Raw genomic sequence first — 18,736 nt, 5'->3', positions numbered from 1 at the left:
GCTAAAAAATATACTTGTATACAACTATACAGATGGGGCCGACCCGTGGTTTTGGGGCCTACCCACCGGCGGACCCAGCTGGAAGACTGGCCGCATGATCGAGCATCAGCCCACGTCCCGCTGGATCGCCGTCGAGGACTACCTCTCCGGTGCCGTAATCCGCCCCGACGACTCGCTGCGGCATGCCGCCGCGGCGGCCCTCGACGCCGGATTGCCGCCCATCGAAGTCGCCCCGAACGCCGGCAAGCTGCTGAAGCTGCTGGTCCAGCTCTCGGGCGCCCGCCGGGTGCTGGAGATCGGAACGCTGGCGGGGTTCAGCACCCTCTGGATGGCGGAGGGCCTGCCCGACGGCGGCCGCCTGGTCACCTGCGAATACGAGCCCAGGCACGCCGAGGTGGCCCGCGCCAACCTCGAGAACGCCGGGCTGGGGCACCTCGTTGACATCCGGGTGGGCGCGGCCCTGGACACGCTGCCCGCGCTGGAAAAAGAGGGGGCCGGGCCCTTTGATTTTGTGTTCATCGACGCGGACAAGGAAAACAACCCGCAGTATTTGGAGTGGGCCATCCGGCTGGGCCGGCCGGGCACCACGGTGGTCATGGACAACGTGGTGTGGGAGGGCGCKGTSCTSGARCCGGCCCTGGACCCCGTCAACGCCCCGGGGATTGTTGCCTCGCTGGAGATGATGGGCTCGGACCCCCGGCTGGATGCCACGGTCATCCAGACCGTGGGCTCCAAGGGCTGGGACGGGTTTGCCCTCGCCCTGGTCCGGTAGGTTCCCCGCGACACGGCCCTGCACAATGGTAAGTATGCTTAGAGTTCGCCGGCGGACTGCTGCGGCAGCCGTTCCGGCACTGACAGCACTTACCGCACGGACCATCGTCGCAAAGGAGCAGGCCAGAGAATGAGCCCGACCCAGAATGCCCCCCACCCCGGGCCTGTGCGGATCAGTTCCGCGCCGGACGAGCTGGCCGCACTCGGGCCGCTGCTGGCCGCCGCCGAGGCCGCCGTCGGGGACGTGCCTGCCCTTCTGGCCCTTGCCACGGATGCGGGAGCGGCCGCGCCCCGGCCCGGCGGCGGCCGGACCGCCTTCCTCTGGGAGCTCCTGGCCTCAGTGACCGCCGTCGACGTTGCCGCCGGCCGCATCCTCGAACCCCACCTGGACGCCGGGGCAATCCTCGCCCAGGCGGCTGCCCCGCCGGGCGAACAACAACCAGGCGCCGGATGCGCCGTCGTCGGATTCGAGGGCACCTGGGGGGTTTTCGCCGCTGAAGGGCCCGGGCTGGCCCTGAACGCCGAGGACCACGCCGCAGGCGTCGTGCTGACCGGCTCCAAACCGTGGTGCTCCATCGCCGCGCAACTCGACCACGCCGTGGTGACCGCGCACCTGGACGGCGGCGGCCGTGCTGCCTTCGCCGTGGACCTGCACGACGCAGGCGTCAGCTTCGCGGACCCCGAATGGACCAGCCTGGGGCTGCGCGAAATCCCCAGCGGCACGGTGCACTTTGCTTCAGTCCCGGCCGTCCCGCTGGGGGGCGACGGCTGGTACTACCGGCGTCCGGGCTTCGCCTGGGGCGGGATGGGGGTCGCCGCCTGCTGGCTGGGCGGCGCCGTCGCCGTGGCCCGCGGCTACCTGGACGCGTTGCAGAAGTCCGCTGACGCCGGCCGCGAACCGGACCAGCTGGCCCTCGCGCACCTCGGCGAGATCGACCGCACCCTGGCCGGCCTCACCCAGTACCTCGCCCGGACGGCGGCCCGGATCGACGCGGGTGAACTTTCCGGACCGGGCGCCTGGAGTGAGGCGCTGCGCATCCGCGGCAGTGTGGCCACCGCCGTCGAACGCATCCAGGCGCTGGTCAGCCAGAACCTCGGGCCGGGGCCGCTGGCGTTCGACCGGCGCTACGGCAAACGGATGGCCGACCTCGCGCTCTACATCCGGCAGCACCACGCGATGCGCGACGACGCCCAGCTGGGTGCCCTGACGTTCAAGGGGGACCACGCATGGTGACCTTTTCGCACCAGGACGCCGGAACCAGCGAGGCCGAGTGGGCGCAGAGCGGTCTCACCGCTTTGCCCGAGCTTCCGCTGGACGACGCCGGCCTGGCCAGCAGGGCCTTTATTGTCCTGGCCGCCCATCCGGATGACGAATCCCTCGGCGCCGGCGGTCTCATGGCCCGGCTGAAAAGGCTCGGCGCGGACGTACGGGTGGTGCTCTGCACGGCCGGGGAAGCCTCGCACCCCGATTCGCCCAGCACCACTCCGGCGGAGCTGGCCCAGCTGCGGCTGCGCGAATTCGCCGGGGCGCTCGGGGTCCTTGTCCCGGATGCCGGCTGGCGGTACCTCGGGCTTCCGGACGGGGAACTCGCCAACCACCGGGCGGCGGTCCTGGCCGCGGTCCGGGAGGCTGCCGCCGCCACCGGCCTGCCCGCGGACCGGATCGTGCTCGTGGCGCCCTACCGGAACGACGGGCACACGGACCACGACGCCCTGGGATCGGCCGCGGCGGAAGCGGCCGCCGCCGCGGGCCACGGGCTGCTGGAGTACCCCGTCTGGTACTGGCTGTGGGCGGGCGCCCAGGACCCGGCCTGGCAGACCTGGCTGCGGCTCCCGCTGACTCCGGCGGAGCAGCACGCCAAGGCGCAGGCCATGGCGGCGCACACCTCCCAGGTTCTGCCGCTCTCCGGGCAGCCGGGAGATGAGGTGCTGCTCCCGGCGCCGTTCCTGGAGCACTTCTCCCGGACTTGGGAGACCTTCGCCTGGCAGCGCCCGCAGGCGCCCGCAGGAGCCGGCCGGGGCTACGCCGCAGCGGACGCGGAGGGCTTATTTGATGCGGTCCACGCCCGCGCCGAGGACCCTTGGGAGTACACCACCAGCTGGTACGAACACCGCAAAAGGGCCCTGACGCTCGCGGCGCTGCCGGGCCGTAACTACTCTGCGGGGCTGGAAATCGGCTGCTCGATCGGAACCCTGAGCGTGGAGCTCGCGGAACGCTGCGGCAGCTTCGTGGCCGTCGACGCGAGCAGCGCGGCGTTGGCGCACGCGGCGCGGCGGCTGGCGCACCTGCCGGACGCCCGGACCCGCCACCTTACCGTGCCGGACGACTGGCCGGAGGGCAACTTTGACCTGATTGTGGTCTCCGAGGTGGGCTATTACCTCTCGCCGGAGGAACTGTCCGGACTGTTCGCGCGGATCGATGCGGCGTTGCTGCCCGGTGGCACCCTGGCGCTGTGCCACTGGCGGCACCCGATTGACGGCTGGGAGCTCGACGGCGATTCGGTCCACGCCGCTGCCCGCCAGCAGCTTGGGTGGGCCGACGCCGGGCAGTACCGGGAGCGCGACTTCGTGCTGGAGGTCTTTCGGGCCCCGGGGGCGCTCCCGTGAGCGGCCAGGCGGCCTCCGCCCTGGCCCCGCAACGCCGGCCCGGCATCGACGCCATCGCCGTGGTGATGCCCGCCCACAACGAGGACCAGCATCTTGAGCGCGCGCTTGCGGCGGTGCAGTGCGCCGCCGACGGGCTGCAGCGCCGGCGCCCCGACGTCGCCGTCCGGGTAACCGTGGTCCTGGACAGCTGTACCGACGGGTCCGCGGATATCGCCGCACGGTACGTCGACGCCGATCCGCGCTTCAGCGCCCTTGAAGTCCGGCTGGGGAGCGCCGGGGCGAGCCGGGCCGCCGGTGTTCGCGCGGCCGTGCTAAAACCCCCGCGGCGCACCCCAGGCCAGCGCACCACACCGCTGCCGTGGCCCGGGCGGACGTGGCTGGCCAACACCGACGCCGATTCGCAGGTCCCGGCCAACTGGCTGCTGCGTCAACTCGAGTTCGCCGAAGCCGGCGCCGACGCCGTGCTGGGATCCGTGGAACCCGATCCAGCCGGGATGGATCCCGAGCTGCTGCGCCGCTGGCTCGACCGGCACCCCTTCGAGGAAAACCACCCGCACATCTACGGGGCAAACTTCGGTGTCCGCGCCTCGGCCTACCTCGCCGCGGGCGGTTTCTCCCCGCTGGAATCCCACGAGGACCGCACCCTGGTCCAGAGCCTGCGCGGCCTCGCGTTTACCGTCCTCGCCACAGACACCATGCGGGTGGTGACCTCCGGCCGGACCCAGGCGCGGGCGCCGCAGGGATTCGGCGCGTACCTGCGCTCGCTGGGCCGCCAGAGGCCTGCCGCCGCCGGCAACTGAGGCTATCCGTCCGGACTGTGGCGGCTCAATGGGTGCCCAGCCCCGTGCCAAGCGGTCAAGGCTGCGGGCGGCGTCGATCTCCGCCTTCGAGTAGCCGGGACCGCCGTAGCGCTGGTCGCCGGCGATCGGGCGGTCGTTGATCGGCTTGTCGAGAAGCTGGACGAGCGCCGACCGGATGCTCGGATTTGTCACACCGCCCGAGGTGAGCAGGAGCTTCACTGTGCCTCCAGGGTCGCGGCTTGAATAGTGGATGTGACTACGGCTGTGGGCCGCAGGCTGGGACTCACGGGCGTGCGGCCCTTCAATAGCTACACACCTAGTCAGCAGTTGTCCACAGTCCGGCATGGAGCCAGACCACACGTCGGACTGTCTCCCAGAAATCAGAGAAGGCGTCGGCCTTTAGGCGCCGCCTGGCATGACAAAGGCAAGGCGTTGGTCTGGTGTCCACGTGTACGCGTCATCGCACCGGTAACCCCGCAACCAGGGCCGGCCGTCCACGACACGGAGGTAAAAACCCTTGGGGTACTCCACGTCCTCGCTAGGCGGTTCGGAAGCGACGTGGATTGCTCCTGCCGGTGCGCGGCCCGCAGACAAGTTGGAGTCCGGCGCGTTCGACTGGCCCATCATCGCCAACCGGAGATGGGGGCCCGTCACCAGGGGGCAGAGCGCGAGGCCTTGACTTTCTGCAGCGCTGAAGACATCGGACTGAACCGCGCCATGCGTGAAGCCGAGTTGCTCCACCGTTCGCTCCACGATTCGGAGGCTTTGACCCTCCGGGGCGTCGAACGCGGGGTGCGCCAGCAGCGTTTCGGCGTGAACATTGAGCAGGACGTCGGCTCGGCGCAGCAACTGCATGACCTCATCCCGCGGCCGGCCCCCCACACGAACCACGAAACCCTCACCATCCGCTGCGCTGATCATTCCCCGACTCTCCATCGCCGCCAGCCCGGAAAAGATTCATGATGATTCTCCTCGGCTAGCGTGGCGATTTCACCCGTCGGCGGGAGGCCCAGACTCCATAGGTCGCGGTTACTACCAGGGCAAGTGCAAGGAGCACTGACGCGTCCACGACGATGGAGAGTTCCATTTGGTGGGGCAGGAGCATGGTTGTATCCCACCCGGCGTCGTCGGCGCGGGAAATAAAGTCCGTGTCGATGGGAGACCACAGGAGGGCGGCGGTGCTTGTTGTTGCCAGGGCGCAGATACTGAGAACGAGGTAAACGATGGGTAGCGCAGGCGGCCTATTTGCCTGAGGTGCCGGACGGAGATCCAAAAGTTCCTGCCGCATCAATCCCCCAAGGTTCGTCGGGCGGCCGGCCAGTTGGCCCAATCGGGCGCCGGGGTATGGGCGGCGGTCGGCTTCAGCCGCAGGACAATAGCAGCGCGGGCAACGATGAGCGCATTCAGGCTGAGACCGCCGATCTGGAATCCCCCGGCCGGCTTGGCCGCAATGTAGACGACAATGAGGACGCAGGCCGCGGCGGCCAGGATAATCGCGGCGATGAGGGGAGGCTTAGCTGTAGAGTGCCGGGCGGCGATGTTCCAAGCACCGATGCCCGTGTACGCGATGGCAAGGACACAGAAGATCCCGATGATCGCAACGGCCAGGGCCATGGCGCTCTCCGAGACGAAGCCGCCAGAAGCCTCGATGGCGTTCTTCGCACGGATGACTGAGGCGATGTTCGTGTAGGCATAGAAGCCAGAGAACAAGGTGAGGACCAACGAAGTGCAACCCAGGATGAGCCTCCACCTTTGGGACTTTTGGGCGTCCCGCGGGGAGAGCAACCCGGCAGGACTCAGCGGCCCCGGGTGCTGAGCCGGCCACGGTTGCTGGTAGGGGGACGGCTGTTCGTAGCTCATGCGGGTAGGCGCTTCCTTCTCACGGGCGGGACACGGACCGCTACAGCCCTGGCGGGCTACAACAAGCAGAGCCTATACGCGGCAACGGCATGGTCCGTGGATTCCGTGGGTCATTTGTGAAGGGGCCTGGTCAGGTTGAGGCTGATGGTCTGGCCCGGGGCCACCTCCCCGGAGGGCAGGTCGCTGAACTCGTACCAGACCCGGCCGGGGCCGGTGAGCGGGCGGTTCGCCGAATCCAAGTTAGCCACCTCCGAGAGCCCGAACCGGAAGGTTATCTGGCGTTCGGTGTCCCCGGGCGCGGTGGTGTAGGTCTGGGGAATCCCGTTGGCGTCGGCCGTGAACGTGCCCTGCGCGCCGTCGATCTTTAGCTCACCGGGTATAAGCCTCACCCTGGTCCCCGGAGGGATGGGCCGGTCCGCGGCCAGGAACGGGTTGTACTGCAGCAGCTGGCCGGTGGTGACGCGGAACTTGTAGCCCAGGCTGTCGGGGGAGTCGCCGTCAACGGTGCTGTAGAAGACGGCCAGTCCGAATGAGTTGTTGACGGTTGGTCCCGTGCCGGATCGGCTGTCAACGGGATTCTTCTGCAGCCGGATGTGTTTGCCGGCAACGACAAAGTATCTGTTGCCCTTCTCGTACACGTACGGGACTTTGTTCGCCTCGGCCAGTTGCTCCTCGGTTATGCCGAACCGGTACGTGATCCCGCCAAGGGTGTCGTCGGGTTCGATGGTGTAACTCGTGGGGATGCCGTTGCCGTCGACGGCGGCCGTCCCTTTTGCGCCCGTCATCGGCCCCGGCGGCGGGATCAGTCGAAGCTTAGTGTTCGGTGCGAGCACGTTCCCGGGTAGAAGCCCGTTGAATTCATCGAGCTTCTCTTCGGATATGCGAAAGGACGTAGCAACGTCCGCTGCCGTGTCACCACGGACGGTGGTGTAGTAGTCCACATTCCCGAACGAATCTGCGACCGTTGCCCCGGTCAGGGACGATTTCCCCGTGCTGGCCGGTGTAGCAGCCGTGGTGGCCGTGGCCGTGGCATCGGCGACAGCCGGACCGGCCGCCGTGTCGTCGGAGTGCAAGGCGAGGTTCGAGGCGACGAGTATCAAGGAAGCGACTGCCGCAGCCGCAAGTCCGGCCGCGACCAACCGGCCCCAACGTCGTTTGGCGGGCGCGCGGTGGAAATCGTGGACGGAACCGCCGACGGCGATGTGGGTCACCTCGGAATCCGCGAAGGCTAGTGACCGCTGGCGGCTGTGAACCAGTTCGTCTTCGGTGACCGCGAGGGCAGGATCGGCAGCTGAGAGCAGCTCGGCGACAGTTTGGTCTTGTTTCATTCTGCTGCTCCCTTTGGCACCGTCTGTTTCGGAAGTATTCGGGCGAGTTCCTTTCGGGCACGGTGCAAGCGCATGCGCACCGCAGCCGCTGAGATGTTCAGGAGCAGGGATACTTCCACAGCGGTCAGTCCGTCCCAGTACGTCAGCAGCAACACCTCCCGCTCCTTCGGGTCCAAGAGGCCGATGCCGTCCAGGACGTCAGATCCTTCCGCGGATGTTCCGTCCATGCGCTCCAGCCGTAAAGCCCCGATGAGTCCGGCGGACCGGGACATCGACCGGTCATGGTTTCGGAGCACGTTCTTGGCCACGCCGAAGATGACGATGGCCGCGAGGTCATCCCCATGTCCGGACTTCTCCCAGACAATCCTGAAGACCTCTGCAGACAGGTCCTCGGAGGTGGCGGCGCTGTCCGTCCTTCGACGAAAATAGCGATAGATACGGTCATGAGTCTCCGCGTGAGCGGCCAGGAACCGTTGTTCCCTCTCCAGATCCACGCCTTCCCCCATAGTTTGCAGGCTCATGCCCAGTTAATGTCCGGCAGACAGAAAAATGTAACGAGAATTCGAAAACTCCGTACCGGCGCAAGCGCTCGCGGCCAGCTCAACTCACGGCGACCAGGAATGCGAGACCAGCAAGCGCAAGTGACACGGGCGCCATCGTGCGCCTTTCGTACTTACTCTTTGATGCAAGGTTCGGCAGCACGCTAACCAAGAGATAGGCCGCAATTACCCACATTGCGACAACAGCTATGAGGGGTTCCGGCAGGATCGAAACCAGCGCCGCCCGCTCGAGCGCGACCACCGCAAAGGCCGCGTAGACCACGATTGCGACTGCACTTCCGATCCGTTGCCTCGCCGGAAGCACCGGGTTTTGGCCGCCCCACGCGAACCGGCCGAACGGGAGGCCGATGATGAGCAGAAGCTGAAACACGGCAAGAAGTCCGAGCAAGGCACAGAAAGCTAGGGCGATCGCTGGCGTCATGAATTGAAGAGTACCGGGTGGTGTACGCCGGTGGCCTGGAAGGCGCTCCCGAATTCGATGGGGATTCCTGGCAGCCTCGGCGCCCKGACCCTTAGCTGCCTGCGTACTATTCGGACAGGTCGACGCCGCCGAGGCCTTGAGCAAGTAGTTCCAACTTGCCGGCCAGAATCTGGACACCCCAGTCCCGCTCAAGATAGCGAACGGTCCGGGCGGCTGCGTCCTCCGGCGGTAGGCCCTTCATCAGCCACGAGCTGGCACGGTCGACTTCAGTGTCGTATTCGGAGACGGGGAACCAAGTGCCCCCAAATCCCAATCCTGCAGGGCGTACCGGGCCCAACCGGCTGCCCCAGGTCCGTGCGGTGCCCGCCTGGCGGAAGTTGCTCGCGGAGCTGACACATTTCTTCGCCGGGATGCCGCAGCTGGGAGTCGCGATCGTGGTGGTGATCGTGGTCAACGGGGTGTTCGCCTAGATCCAGCAGGAGCGGGCCCAACATGCCGCTGCCAAACTCCGTGRACTCCTCCCCGCCATAGTCACGGTCCGCCGAGCCCCCTGGCACTGGAACTGCAGCGGATCGTCCGGATTGTTGCCGCCGTGGCCCTGGGCATTGGGGCGCTTTTTCTTTGTCCTCTCGCTGCTGGTGGGCATCTCGTGGCGGGTCCCACCCGGGCCCCGCGGCTGCCCGGAACTGAGGGCCCGCAGCGCGTTCAGGATGGTGGCGAGGTCCACCAGCTCCTGGGACAGGGCGCCGGCAATCGCCGGAACGTAGCCCGCCGCCGCGGCGATCATCAGCGCAACGCTCAACGCGATGCCGATCCAGATGCTCTGCAACGCCACCTTCACCGTCCGCTGCCCGATCCGCACCGCCGAGGCCACCTTGGACAGGTCGTCCAGGATGATCACGACGTCGGCGGACTCACCGGCCGCCGTCGAGCCGCGCGCGCCCATGGCGATCCCGACGTCGGCGACTGCCAGGACCGGTGCGTCATTGACGCCGTCGCCCACCATCATGACCGGCCTGCGGGGGAGCGTCCGCACCGCCTCCACCTTGTCCGGCGGCAGGCACTCCGCCCGGACGTCGGTGAGCCCGGCTGCCTGGGCGATGTGTTCGGCGGTGGGCCGGGCATCGCCGGTGAGCATGACCGTTTCGGTGACGCCCAGGGCGAGGAGCTCGGCCAGCGTGCGGCGGGCCTCGCCGCGGATCGGGTCGCTCATCACCAGGCAGCCGGCGAATTCCCCGCCCACACCGACGTAGATGGCGAGCTGCCCGCTGGCCAGGTCCGTTTCCTCCACTCCGGCGGCCGACTCCGCCACAAACTGAGGCTTGCCCACGGCGACCTCCTGGCCGCCAAACCTGGCCCGCACCCCGTGCGTGGCGTATTCGGTGGCCCCGGAGCCGCTTTCGAAGGCCAGGGTCCGTGACCGGGCGGCGTCCATAACGGATGCGGCGAGCACGTGGGAGGAATATTGCTCGGCGGAGGCGGCCAGGCGCAGGACCTCGTCCTCGGAAAAGGAGCCGGCGGTCCGGATCTCGACCAGCGCGGGCCGGCCGTACGTGAGGGTTCCCGTTTTATCGAACGCAGCGGTCCGGATCCGGCCCAGCAGCTCCAGGACCCCGGCGTATTTGACGATGATTCCGCCGCGGGCCGCCCGGCTCATGCCGCCCAGGAACGCTACCGGCGCGGCGATCAGGAGCGGGCACGGCGTCGCGACCACCAGTACTTCCGCGAAACGGGCCGGGCTGCCGCTGATGATCCACCCGACGGCGCCCAGCACGTAGGCGAGCGCAGTGAACGGGACCGCATACCGGTCGGCCAGCCGGACCATGGGCGCTTTGCTCTCCGCGGCCTCCTTCACCAGGGCGATGATGCGGCTGTACTGGGAGTCCTCCATCCGCGCCGTCACCCGCATCCGGATGGCCGCCTCGCCGTTCACCGACCCGCTCATGAGTCCGTCGCCGGCGGCCCGCTCCACCGGCAGGCTCTCGCCCGTCAGCGAAGACTCATCGAATGTCCCGGATCCGGAGAGCAGCACCCCGTCCAGGGGCACCACCTCGCCGGGCCGCACCAGCAGGATGTCGCCGACCGCGACGTCGGTGGCCGCCACGTCCTCATGCTGGCCGTCCGTGGTGGGGGCGGTTTCTCCGGCAGTGGCTGCCGGGTCCTGGTCCGGGGCGCGTTCCCGGTGGGCCGTCTGCGGCGCCCGCTCCAGCAGGGCCGTCAGCTCACCCTTGGCCCGGCCCGCCGCGTAGTCCTCCAGGGCCGTTCCGCCGGCCATCATGAGCACAATGATCATTGAAGCCACGAATTCGCCCACCAGGACGGTGCTGACGATCGCGGTGACGGCCAGGATGTCGATGCCCCATTGGCCGCGGACCAGCCTGCGGACCATACCCACCCCGAGATAGGCGGCGACGGCAAGGGCGTAAATGCTCGCCGCGATCCGCGCGATGGGCTCCTGCCCGGAAGCCAGCAGCAGCACCACCGCCAGCAGGGCGGCGACCGTACCCGCAACCAGCGGATACCGGAGCGCAATTTTCACGGCTGTCCCGCCTCGTCCCTCGTACAAGACCCTCGTCCAAGACCCGGCATCTGCGAATACCTGCATCCTACTGCGCGGACCGGCCCAATCCCCGGGCCGCCCGCCACTGTCACGCAGCCGCGATGACTGGTACGAATAGCGCATGACGGAGTCGCCCACAGCCGCAGCCGCACTGGCGCCCGTCGACGGGGTGGTCTTTGCCCTCGAGGTGGTCCTGGACACCGTTCAGCGGGCATACCCGGGCACCGTGGCGCTCCTCGACCGGCTCCGCGCCGGCGGGGTCCCGGTGCTGCTGGCCACCTCCGCCCCCGACGCCGGCGCGCTGCTCGCGGCCGCCGGGTTGGACAGCGTCTTCGACGTCGTCGTCAGCGGACAGGGACGCGGGCCGGGGCGGGACGACCCCGGCGCGGTCCCGCCCGCCCTGGCAGCGGTCCGCCGCCTGGACATCGCGCCGCACCGGGCCATGGCGGTGGAAGCAACAGCGGCCGGCGTGGCAGCGGGCATGGCGGCGGGCTTCGGCCTGGTGGTCGGCATCGACCGGGCCGGGCGGCGGGCCGCCCTGGAGGCCGCCGGCGCGGACATCGTGGTGGAGGACGTCGGTGAACTCGACATCGGCCTGGTCATCACCCACCCGTGGAAGCTGGTCTATGAGGGCTTCGACCCGGCCCACGAGGGCCACCGCGAGGCCCTCACCACCCTCGGCAACGGATACCTGGCCACCCGCGGCGCCGCCCCGGAACACCGCGGCGGCGCCATCCACTATCCCGGCACCTACCTGGCGGGGGTCTACAACCGGCTGGACAGTGTGGTGCAGGGCCAAAAAACCGTGGACGAACACGTGGTCAACATCCCCGACTGGCTGCACCTGGACGTGCGGATCGGCGACGGCGGCTGGTGGTCCGAGGGCGGCCTGGCGCTCCGCCGGGAGCGCCGCACGCTGGACCTCACGCGCGCACTGCTCACCCGGGAAGCGGAACTGGAGGACGACGCCGGGCGGCGGCTTCAGCTGGTGCAGCGCCGGATCGTCTCGATGGCCGACCCCCACCTCGCCGCCCTGCAGACCGTGCTCACCGCCGACGGGTGGAGCGGAAGCATCAGCGTCCGCAGCGGCTGCGATACAGACGTCACCAATGCCAACGTCCCGGAGGATGCGCAGCTGTCCAAACGGCACCTGACGGACGTGCAGGCGGCGGACAGCGACGCCGGACGCGGCGCCGTCGGACTCTGCGTCCAGGTGCAGACGAGCCAAAGCGGGATCGGCGTCGCCCTGGCCCTGCGCACCGAAGTCTCCGGCCCGGCCAACGGCACCTTTGAACGGCAGGGCGGACTGTACGCGCACCGCTTCGAGATCCCGGTGGCGGACGGAACCCCGGTGACGGTCACCAAGACGGTGGGGATCGCCACTTCGCGGGACCACGCCGTATCCTCGCCACTCACCGGGGCGCAGGCCGTGCTGGCGCGCGCGGGCGGCTTCGAGACGCTCCTCGCGGAGCACGAAAAGGCCTGGTCCCTGCTCCTGGCACCGTTCGTCATCGAATCGGATGCCCCGGCCCAGGCCCAGCTGATCCTGAACCTGCACGTCTTCCACCTGCTCCAGACGCTGACCACGCACACCGCCGAGCTGGACGCGGGGGTGCCCGCCCGCGGGCTGCACGGCGAGGGGTACCGCGGCCACGTGTTCTGGGACGAGCTGTTCGTCCTGCCGGTGCTGAACTCCCGGCTTCCCGCCGTTGCCCGTGAACTGATCGACTACCGCTGGCGCCGGCTCGGTACAGCCCGCGACGCGGCCAGGGCGGCCGGGCTGCGCGGCGCGCTCTTCCCGTGGCAAAGCGGCAGCGACGGCACCGAGCAGACACCCCGGCTGCTCTTTAACAAACTCTCCGGGCACTGGCTGCCGGACTACTCGCACCTSCAGCGSCACGTGGGCCTGGCMGTGGCCTACAACGCMTGGCARTACTTCGARGCCACCCAGGACCGCGGCTGGCTGACCCGGCACGGGGCGGAACTGATTGTCGAGGTCGCACGCCTGTTCGCCTCCATGGCGGACTACGACGCCGCCGGCGACAGGTTCCACCTCCGCGGCGTTATGGGCCCCGACGAGTACCACACCGGTGCGCCGGACCGTCCGGGCGGCGGCCTGGACGACAACGCGTACACCAACGTCATGGCCGCCTGGGTCTTCGACCAGGCGGAGTGGATCATGCGGTCGGTCCAGGGCTTTGACATGGCGGACCTCCGGGCGCGGCTGGGCATCACCGCGGCCGAGATTGCGCACTGGGCGACCCTGAGCCGGCGCATGTTCGTGCCGTTCCACGGCGGGGGCATCATCAGCCAGTTCGCCGGCTACGGCGGGCTCCGGGAACTGGACTGGGCCGGCTACCGCCGCCGGTACCGCAACATTGAGCGGCTGGACCTGATCCTGGAGGCGGAGGGGGACAGCACTAACCACTACCGGCTGGCCAAACAGGCGGACGTCCTGATGCTGTTCTACCTCCTGGGCGAGGACCAGCTGGTGGGGTTCCTGGGGCGGCTGGGGTACCCGGTCACCCCGCAGCAGATGGCCGCGACCGTGGACTTCTACCTTGCCCGCACGGCGCACGGCTCCACCCTGAGCCGGGTGGCCCACGCCTCGGTCCTCGCGCAGCGCGATCCGGAACGCGCCTGGGCCACCTTCCGGGAGGCCCTGGACGCGGACCTGGACGACACCCAGGGCGGCACCACCAGCTCGGGCATCCACCTGGGCGCCATGGCCGGCACGATCGACGTTGTCCAGCGCAGCTTCGCGGGGCTGCGGATCACCCGCGACGCCCTCGGCTTCACGCCGCGGCTCCCGGCCGAGCTCCGCCGCGTCGACTTCAGCGTCCGTTACCGCGACCAGCTGTTGGCTGTGCACTTGGACACCGGGCGGCTGCTGGTGGCCGCCGCCCCGGGGGACGCGGCCCCCGTCCTGGTCCGGGTGGGGAACCGCGAGATCCTGCTCCGGGCCGGGGAGCAGCACGAATTCCCGCAGCCGGTCACGGGGCAACGCGGATGACTGCGGCGCCGGTCACCCGGTCGCCGGCCAGGTCCTGCAGGGCAAGGTCGGCGGCGTCGAAGGGGTAGACCACGGTGGTGGGCCGGAGCGGGATCTCCGCGGCGAGGCGGAAGAACTCCTCACCGTCGGCCCGGGTGTTGGCCGTGACGCTGCGCAGCTGCCGCTCCTGGAACAGGTCCGCGGCGTAGTCCAGTGGCGGGATCTCGCTGAGGTGGATGCCGGCGACGGCGAGGGTTCCGCCCCGGTCCAGGGCCCGCAGCGCGGGCGGCACCAGGCTGCCGGCCGGGGCGAACAGGATGGCCGCGTCGAGCGGGTCCGGGGGGTCGTCGTCGGCGCCGCCGGCGAAGGTGGCCCCGAGCTGCAGGGCCAGGCGCTGCGCCGCGGGCGACCGCGTCATCACGTACACCCTGGCCCCCTGGTTCAGCGCAAGCTGCGCGGCCAGGTGGGCGGAGGCGCCGAAGCCGTAAATGCCCAGCCGCCCGCCGATGGGCAGCTCGGCACGGAGCAGGGCCCGGTAGCCGATGATGCCGGCGCACAGCAGCGGCGCCGCCTCCTCATCACGGAAAGAATCGGGCACCCGGTAGGCGAAGTCTTCGGCGACCGTGATGAGCTCGGCGTAGCCGCCGTCCCGGTCCCAGCCGGTGAACGTGGGGGACAAGCACAGGTTTTCCTGGCCCCGCAGGCAAAAACGGCAGGAACGGCACGTCCCGCCGAGCCACGCCACGCCGACCCGCTCGCCGTGACGGAACCGGGTGGCGCCCGCGCCGTTGCCAATGACCTCCCCGACCACCTCGTGCCCGGGGATAACTCCGGGACGCCGCGGCGCCAGGTCACCCTCGGCCAAGTGCAGGTCGGTGCGGCACACCCCGCAGACCCGGACACGCACCAGGACCTCCCCGCGGCCGGGGACGGGGTCGGGGCGCTCGCCGGCCAGCAGCGGACCAGTGTCGATCGGTCCCGGCTGCGCAACCCACCAGGCTCGCACGGAGCCTCCCTTTCTGGCCCGACTCCAGATCCCGGGTGCGGCGGCCGCGTGTCCCGGAGCCCGGAATCAGCGGGTAATCATGACATTGCAGGCCGCCTTGTGCAGCACTGCAGAAACTGTGTTGCCTATGCCCCGCCCGCGGTGGTGGGTGCCGAGCACCAGCACATCCGCGTCCTCGGCGGCGTCCACCAGTTCCCGGGCCGCGGCGTGGCCCTCTTTCAGGGTTCCGGTGACGGGCAGGGCCGGGGCAAGTTTTTCGGCCGCCCCCAGCGCGTAATCCAACAGCTCCTGGCCGTGCAGCGGGGCGTGCCGGCCATGGTCCGYGCCCTCCCCGCCGCGGCCCGGGTCCACGTGGATAAGCCTGAGTTCGGCGCCGGTGGCGGCGGCCAACCCGGCGGCGGCAGCCAGCACCGCCGAGCTGCCGGGTTCGGCGTCGATGCCGGCGAAGACGGGCCGGCCGGGCAGGTGCGGCCGGCGGACCACCATCAGCGGGCACGGCGCGGCGCCGGCGAGCTCCAGGCACACCGATCCGGCCAGGTGGCCGAGGACCCCGCCCATCCCGCGGCTGCCCACCACCAGAAGGGCCGCGCCGTCGGCCGCCTCCCGCAGGACTTTCGACGGCAGTCCAGCCTCCATCACGCCCTCGACGGCGAGCCCCGGGTCCACGCCGTAGGCCAGGCCGACACCTTCGGCGAGGATGGCTTCCGCCGAGTGGCGGAGGCCGCTGCCGGCAACACCCTTGACCGGGCCCAGGTCCTTGGTGAACATCGGCCAGACCCAGACGTGCACCACACGGACCGGAAGATCATGGGCGGCGGCGTACTCGGCGGCCCAGCGGACGGCCAGCTGCGAGGATTCGGAGCCGTCATAGCCCACGGCGACGGCGGCTCTACCTGAACCTGCTGCGGGCGCCGGCATGGATCCTCCCGATTAGGCGGACGTAGCACCCCCAGCGGTGCGTGTGCCTATTACAACCGGCGCGGCCCCCGGCGGCTAGGGGCTTTGGTCCCGCGGACCGCGGCCGCTGTGTTCTTCCCGCAGCTCCCGTCCGCGGCTGATGTCCTCTTCCTCCTTGGCCTGCAGCTTGTCGCTCTGCTTGGTGTCCCGCGGCGGGAGCTGGATGGTCTCCTCGGCCTCGATGCCGGCCTGGAGCTGGCGGCCCCGCTCGGTTTCGGCGTCGAACTCGGCGCCGAACAGCAGCGACATGTTCAGGATCCACAGCCAGAGCAGCGCGATGATCACTCCGCCGATGGCCCCGTAGGTCTTGTTGTAGCTGTTGGAGTAGGCCACGTAGAACCCGAAGGCCACGGAAGCCACCAGGAAGACCACGAGGGCAATGGCTGATCCCATGCTCATCCAGCGGAATTTCGGCTGCTTCACGTTGGGGGTGGCGTAGTAGAGGATGGCAATCGCCACAATGACCAGCACCAGCATCACCGGCCACTTGGCGATGTTCCAGACGGCAAGGAAGGCCGCGCCCAGGCCGATGATGTTCCCGACGGACTCCGCCACGGGCCCGCTGAGCACGAGCATCGCGGCCAGCACTACGACGATCAGCAGGTTGACGACCGTGACGCCGAGCATGGTGCCGCGCAGCTTGAGGAAGGGCCGGCCCTCGTCGATCTCGTACACGCGGTTCATGGCCCGGCCGAACGCCCCGACATAGCCGGAGGCGGACCAGAGTGCGGTGAGGAGGCCGAGGATGAACGTGAGGCCCGCAGCCGGTGAGCCGGCCAGCTCCTCCACCACCGGGCGGAGCGTCTTGACCGTCTCGCCCGGCGCGATTCCCTGAACGATGTCCAGCAGCGCCGATGTGGTTTTCTGGGCGTCTCCGAAGAGGCCCAGCAGGGAAACCAGCGCCAACAGGGCCGGGAAGATCGAGAGCACCGAGTAGTAGGTCAGCGATGCGGCCAGGTCGGGGCACTGGTCTTTGGTGAACTCGCGGAGGGTCTTCTTGGCGATGTACTTCCAGGAGGGCTTGCTGACATCCGTGGGGCGCTCCGGCTTGCGGGAGTCATCCGGTGCGGGCGCAGTGCGGGCTTTGGCGGTGCTGCTCTCGGCGGTTTCGGCGTCGTCCATGGAGCCGGTTTGAGCCGGAGTGTGGTTCTTGGCCATCGGAATCTTCTTTCGTGGTTAAGCGCAGCGGCCGGCTGCCCACACGCGTCAGCGGGGCAGCCGGCCGTCTGCCGGGTCTGGCTAGGCCTGCTGGACGTTGTCCTTGGCGTCGGCCGCGCGGTCCTTCACGTCGGCGACGGCAACCTGGCCCTCGCCCTTGACGTTCTGGGCGGCGTCGGAGGCCGTGGCCTTGACGTTCTCCATGGCGTCCTGGGCAGGCTCCTTGAGGCCCTCGGCCACGTGCTTCGCGGCTTCGGTCAGCTCGTTGGTGAGCGGCTCGGCGGCCGTCTTCAGCGCGTCGGCCGCTTCGCGTTCCTTTTGGCTGGCAGGGACCAGCGAGGACACGAGCAGGCCAGCGCCGAAGGCAATAAGACCGGCGGCGAGGGGATTGCCTTGGGCCTTTACCTTTACCTGGTGCGGCGCGTCGGCGACGGCAGAGCCGGCATCGCTCAGGTGCGCGGCGGCGCTGCCGCCGGCGGAGTGCACGTTGCCGGCCGTGTGGTCGGTTGCTCCCATGACTTTCTCCTTCACTCCGAAGACTGCGTCCTTTACCTTGTCCGTCTGGCGCTGGACGATGTGGGACGGGGTCACTTTGTCCGCGACGGCATCGACGTTGGTGCCGAGCCGGGCGCGGGTTGCTTCGATGTCTGCGCGGATGGCATCCGGGTTTTCACTCATGGTGTTTTCCTCGCTCTAGTGGCTGGGCTTGAGGGTCGGGGGGATCTCCTGGAGGGTCTCCGCCGTCTGCGGCATACCCTTGATGGCCTTCAGTTCCTTGCGCCCCACCGAGGCCAGGACGGCGCCGATGATGCCCCAGAGAACTGCGACGATGACGCCGGACCATCCCAGCCCCATCAGCGTTCCGAGTCCCCACCACAGGGCAAGGGAGAGGAACAGCAGGACGAAGTGGCCGGCAATGCCGGCACCGGCAAACATGCCGCTGCCCTTGCCGGCCCGGCCGGCGGTCTGCTTCAGCTCGGCTTTCGCGAGTTCCACTTCCTGACGCATCAGGGTGGACATGTCCCGCGTAACGTCACCGAGCAGATCGCCCAGGGAGTTGGTTTCGGCTTTGACGTGGGCCTCCGTTGGAGGCATCGGGGCGCCCGTAGGCATCTCGCTGCTCATCGACGGCCTCCGTCGAACGGATCCTTACGGTCGGGATCAATGGCCGGGTCAATACGGTAGGGATCGGCGGCCAGCGGGTCGTTGGCCCACGGGTCCGCCTGCGTGCCGGAACCCTCGAGCGGGCTGGGCGGGTAGGTCTCGGCGCCCGCCGTCGTGGTCTCCGGGTACGTTCCGGCGGCGCCCGCCGTCGTCGTTTCCGGGTAGCTAACCGGCGGCGGGGGGACCGCGACGCCGGCATCGGGAACCCGGGTGATGGGGGCGGCCGGCCGGGTTGACGGGGACGAGGCCGTCGCGGCCGTGTCCGGAGCTCCCGCGCTGAGGCTGCGGCTCAGGCGGCCGGCGAGGATGCCGGCGCCGGCGGCGGCCAGCAGGAAGGTGCCCGGACGCTGGCGGGCGAAGGATTTCACTTCGTTCAGCAGCGACCCAGGGTCACGGTTGTCCAGCCATGAGGCCACTGAGGAGGACTGCTCCGCGGCCTGGCGGATGAGGTCGGTGGCGACGCCGGGCTGGTCCGAGGCTGCGGCCATCGTGTGGAGTTCGTTGGAGATGGAGCGCAGGCCCTCGGCGGCTTTCTGCTGCTGGGTCCCGGCC

At 69.3% G+C, this 18,736-nt stretch carries 16 protein-coding genes and 2 pseudogenes; 5 read left to right on the top strand and 13 right to left on the bottom strand.

Annotation, left to right across the window (positions count from 1 at the left end; all coding sequences use genetic code 11):
• Positions 1 to 94: 94 nt before the first annotated feature.
• From AC1DHD_RS00990 to AC1DHD_RS00975, 4 genes are all read left to right on the top strand, one after another.
• A complete protein-coding gene (locus tag AC1DHD_RS00990; protein ID WP_476877889.1) occupies positions 95 to 772 on the top strand; it encodes an O-methyltransferase in 678 nt (225 codons plus the stop codon).
• Positions 773 to 901: 129 nt separating this feature from the next.
• Positions 902 to 2,005, top strand: a complete 1,104-nt coding sequence (locus AC1DHD_RS00985) for a hypothetical protein (RefSeq protein ID WP_476877888.1) — start codon at positions 902 to 904, stop codon at positions 2,003 to 2,005.
• Positions 1,999 to 3,378 (top strand): PIG-L family deacetylase, encoded by a 1,380-nt coding sequence (locus tag AC1DHD_RS00980; RefSeq protein WP_476877887.1) that lies wholly within the window; start codon positions 1,999 to 2,001, stop codon positions 3,376 to 3,378. The genes AC1DHD_RS00985 and AC1DHD_RS00980 overlap by 7 nt, the downstream gene beginning before the upstream one ends.
• The gene (locus AC1DHD_RS00975; protein ID WP_476877886.1) at positions 3,375 to 4,178 is read left to right on the top strand and encodes a glycosyltransferase family 2 protein; all 804 of its coding nucleotides are present in this window, start codon (positions 3,375 to 3,377) and stop codon (positions 4,176 to 4,178) included. The genes AC1DHD_RS00980 and AC1DHD_RS00975 overlap by 4 nt, the downstream gene beginning before the upstream one ends.
• A 138-nt stretch (positions 4,179 to 4,316) precedes the next feature.
• Here AC1DHD_RS00975 and AC1DHD_RS00970 read toward each other — a convergent pair.
• From AC1DHD_RS00970 to AC1DHD_RS00940, 7 genes and pseudogenes are all read right to left on the bottom strand, one after another.
• Positions 4,317 to 4,397 (bottom strand): annotated as a pseudogene (locus AC1DHD_RS00970) (Type 1 glutamine amidotransferase-like domain-containing protein); the annotation flags it as partial.
• A gap of 180 nt (positions 4,398 to 4,577) precedes the next feature.
• The gene (locus tag AC1DHD_RS00965) at positions 4,578 to 5,099 is read right to left on the bottom strand and encodes a hypothetical protein (RefSeq protein ID WP_476877885.1); all 522 of its coding nucleotides are present in this window, start codon (positions 5,097 to 5,099) and stop codon (positions 4,578 to 4,580) included.
• Positions 5,100 to 5,465: 366 nt separating this feature from the next.
• Positions 5,466 to 5,900, bottom strand: a complete 435-nt coding sequence (locus tag AC1DHD_RS00960; RefSeq protein ID WP_476877884.1) for a hypothetical protein — start codon at positions 5,898 to 5,900, stop codon at positions 5,466 to 5,468.
• A 248-nt stretch (positions 5,901 to 6,148) separates the two neighbouring features.
• Complete coding sequence (locus AC1DHD_RS00955; protein ID WP_476877883.1) at positions 6,149 to 7,366, bottom strand: LysM peptidoglycan-binding domain-containing protein; 1,218 nt, start codon at positions 7,364 to 7,366, stop codon at positions 6,149 to 6,151.
• Positions 7,363 to 7,887 carry an RNA polymerase sigma factor gene (locus AC1DHD_RS00950; RefSeq protein ID WP_476877882.1) on the bottom strand — a complete coding sequence of 175 codons (525 nt, stop codon included), beginning with the start codon at positions 7,885 to 7,887 and terminating at the stop codon, positions 7,363 to 7,365. Before AC1DHD_RS00950 ends, AC1DHD_RS00955 begins: the two co-directional genes overlap by 4 nt.
• Before the next feature lie 79 nt (positions 7,888 to 7,966).
• Positions 7,967 to 8,347, bottom strand: coding sequence for a hypothetical protein (locus AC1DHD_RS00945; RefSeq protein ID WP_476877881.1), 381 nt, complete (start codon positions 8,345 to 8,347; stop codon positions 7,967 to 7,969).
• Between the two features lie 466 nt (positions 8,348 to 8,813).
• Positions 8,814 to 10,886: a heavy metal translocating P-type ATPase gene (locus AC1DHD_RS00940; protein WP_476877880.1), complete on the bottom strand. Its 2,073-nt coding sequence runs from the start codon at positions 10,884 to 10,886 to the stop codon at positions 8,814 to 8,816.
• Between the two features lie 142 nt (positions 10,887 to 11,028).
• Between AC1DHD_RS00940 and AC1DHD_RS00935 the strand changes: the two genes are divergently transcribed.
• Complete coding sequence (locus AC1DHD_RS00935) at positions 11,029 to 13,920, top strand: glycosyl hydrolase family 65 domain-containing protein (RefSeq protein WP_476877879.1); 2,892 nt, start codon at positions 11,029 to 11,031, stop codon at positions 13,918 to 13,920.
• Here AC1DHD_RS00935 and AC1DHD_RS00930 read toward each other — a convergent pair.
• The 6 genes and pseudogenes from AC1DHD_RS00930 to AC1DHD_RS00905 all read right to left on the bottom strand — a co-directional run.
• Positions 13,901 to 14,905 (bottom strand): zinc-dependent alcohol dehydrogenase family protein, encoded by a 1,005-nt coding sequence (locus AC1DHD_RS00930; protein WP_476877878.1) that lies wholly within the window; start codon positions 14,903 to 14,905, stop codon positions 13,901 to 13,903. The two genes, AC1DHD_RS00935 and AC1DHD_RS00930, sit on opposite strands and share 20 nt — an antisense overlap.
• Before the next feature lie 66 nt (positions 14,906 to 14,971).
• Positions 14,972 to 15,823, bottom strand: a complete 852-nt coding sequence (locus AC1DHD_RS00925; protein WP_476877877.1) for a universal stress protein — start codon at positions 15,821 to 15,823, stop codon at positions 14,972 to 14,974.
• Between the two features lie 75 nt (positions 15,824 to 15,898).
• Positions 15,899 to 17,020, bottom strand: coding sequence for a YihY/virulence factor BrkB family protein (locus AC1DHD_RS00920; RefSeq protein ID WP_476877876.1), 1,122 nt, complete (start codon positions 17,018 to 17,020; stop codon positions 15,899 to 15,901).
• A gap of 81 nt (positions 17,021 to 17,101) precedes the next feature.
• Positions 17,102 to 17,698 (bottom strand): DUF3618 domain-containing protein, encoded by a 597-nt coding sequence (locus AC1DHD_RS00915; protein WP_476877875.1) that lies wholly within the window; start codon positions 17,696 to 17,698, stop codon positions 17,102 to 17,104.
• Between the two features lie 15 nt (positions 17,699 to 17,713).
• A complete protein-coding gene (locus tag AC1DHD_RS00910; protein ID WP_476877874.1) occupies positions 17,714 to 18,145 on the bottom strand; it encodes a phage holin family protein in 432 nt (143 codons plus the stop codon).
• Positions 18,142 to 18,736: pseudogene (locus AC1DHD_RS00905) on the bottom strand (hypothetical protein); the annotation flags it as partial. The gene AC1DHD_RS00910 and the pseudogene AC1DHD_RS00905, both read right to left, overlap by 4 nt.

The organism is Arthrobacter sp. 05L45_2 (assembly GCF_056397525.1).
This window is presented reverse-complemented; position numbering and strand designations above follow the sequence as displayed.

Coding starts and splice junctions, on each gene's coding strand:
- AC1DHD_RS00985 (WP_476877888.1), top strand. CDS start 902: ATGAGCCCGACCCAGAATGCCCCCCACCCCGGGCCTGTGCGGATCAGT.
- AC1DHD_RS00980 (WP_476877887.1), top strand. CDS start 1,999: ATGGTGACCTTTTCGCACCAGGACGCCGGAACCAGCGAGGCCGAGTGG.
- AC1DHD_RS00965 (WP_476877885.1), bottom strand. CDS start 5,099: ATGATCAGCGCAGCGGATGGTGAGGGTTTCGTGGTTCGTGTGGGGGGC.
- AC1DHD_RS00955 (WP_476877883.1), bottom strand. CDS start 7,366: ATGAAACAAGACCAAACTGTCGCCGAGCTGCTCTCAGCTGCCGATCCT.
- AC1DHD_RS00950 (WP_476877882.1), bottom strand. CDS start 7,887: ATGAGCCTGCAAACTATGGGGGAAGGCGTGGATCTGGAGAGGGAACAA.
- AC1DHD_RS00945 (WP_476877881.1), bottom strand. CDS start 8,347: ATGACGCCAGCGATCGCCCTAGCTTTCTGTGCCTTGCTCGGACTTCTT.
- AC1DHD_RS00920 (WP_476877876.1), bottom strand. CDS start 17,020: ATGGCCAAGAACCACACTCCGGCTCAAACCGGCTCCATGGACGACGCC.
- AC1DHD_RS00915 (WP_476877875.1), bottom strand. CDS start 17,698: ATGAGTGAAAACCCGGATGCCATCCGCGCAGACATCGAAGCAACCCGC.
- AC1DHD_RS00910 (WP_476877874.1), bottom strand. CDS start 18,145: ATGAGCAGCGAGATGCCTACGGGCGCCCCGATGCCTCCAACGGAGGCC.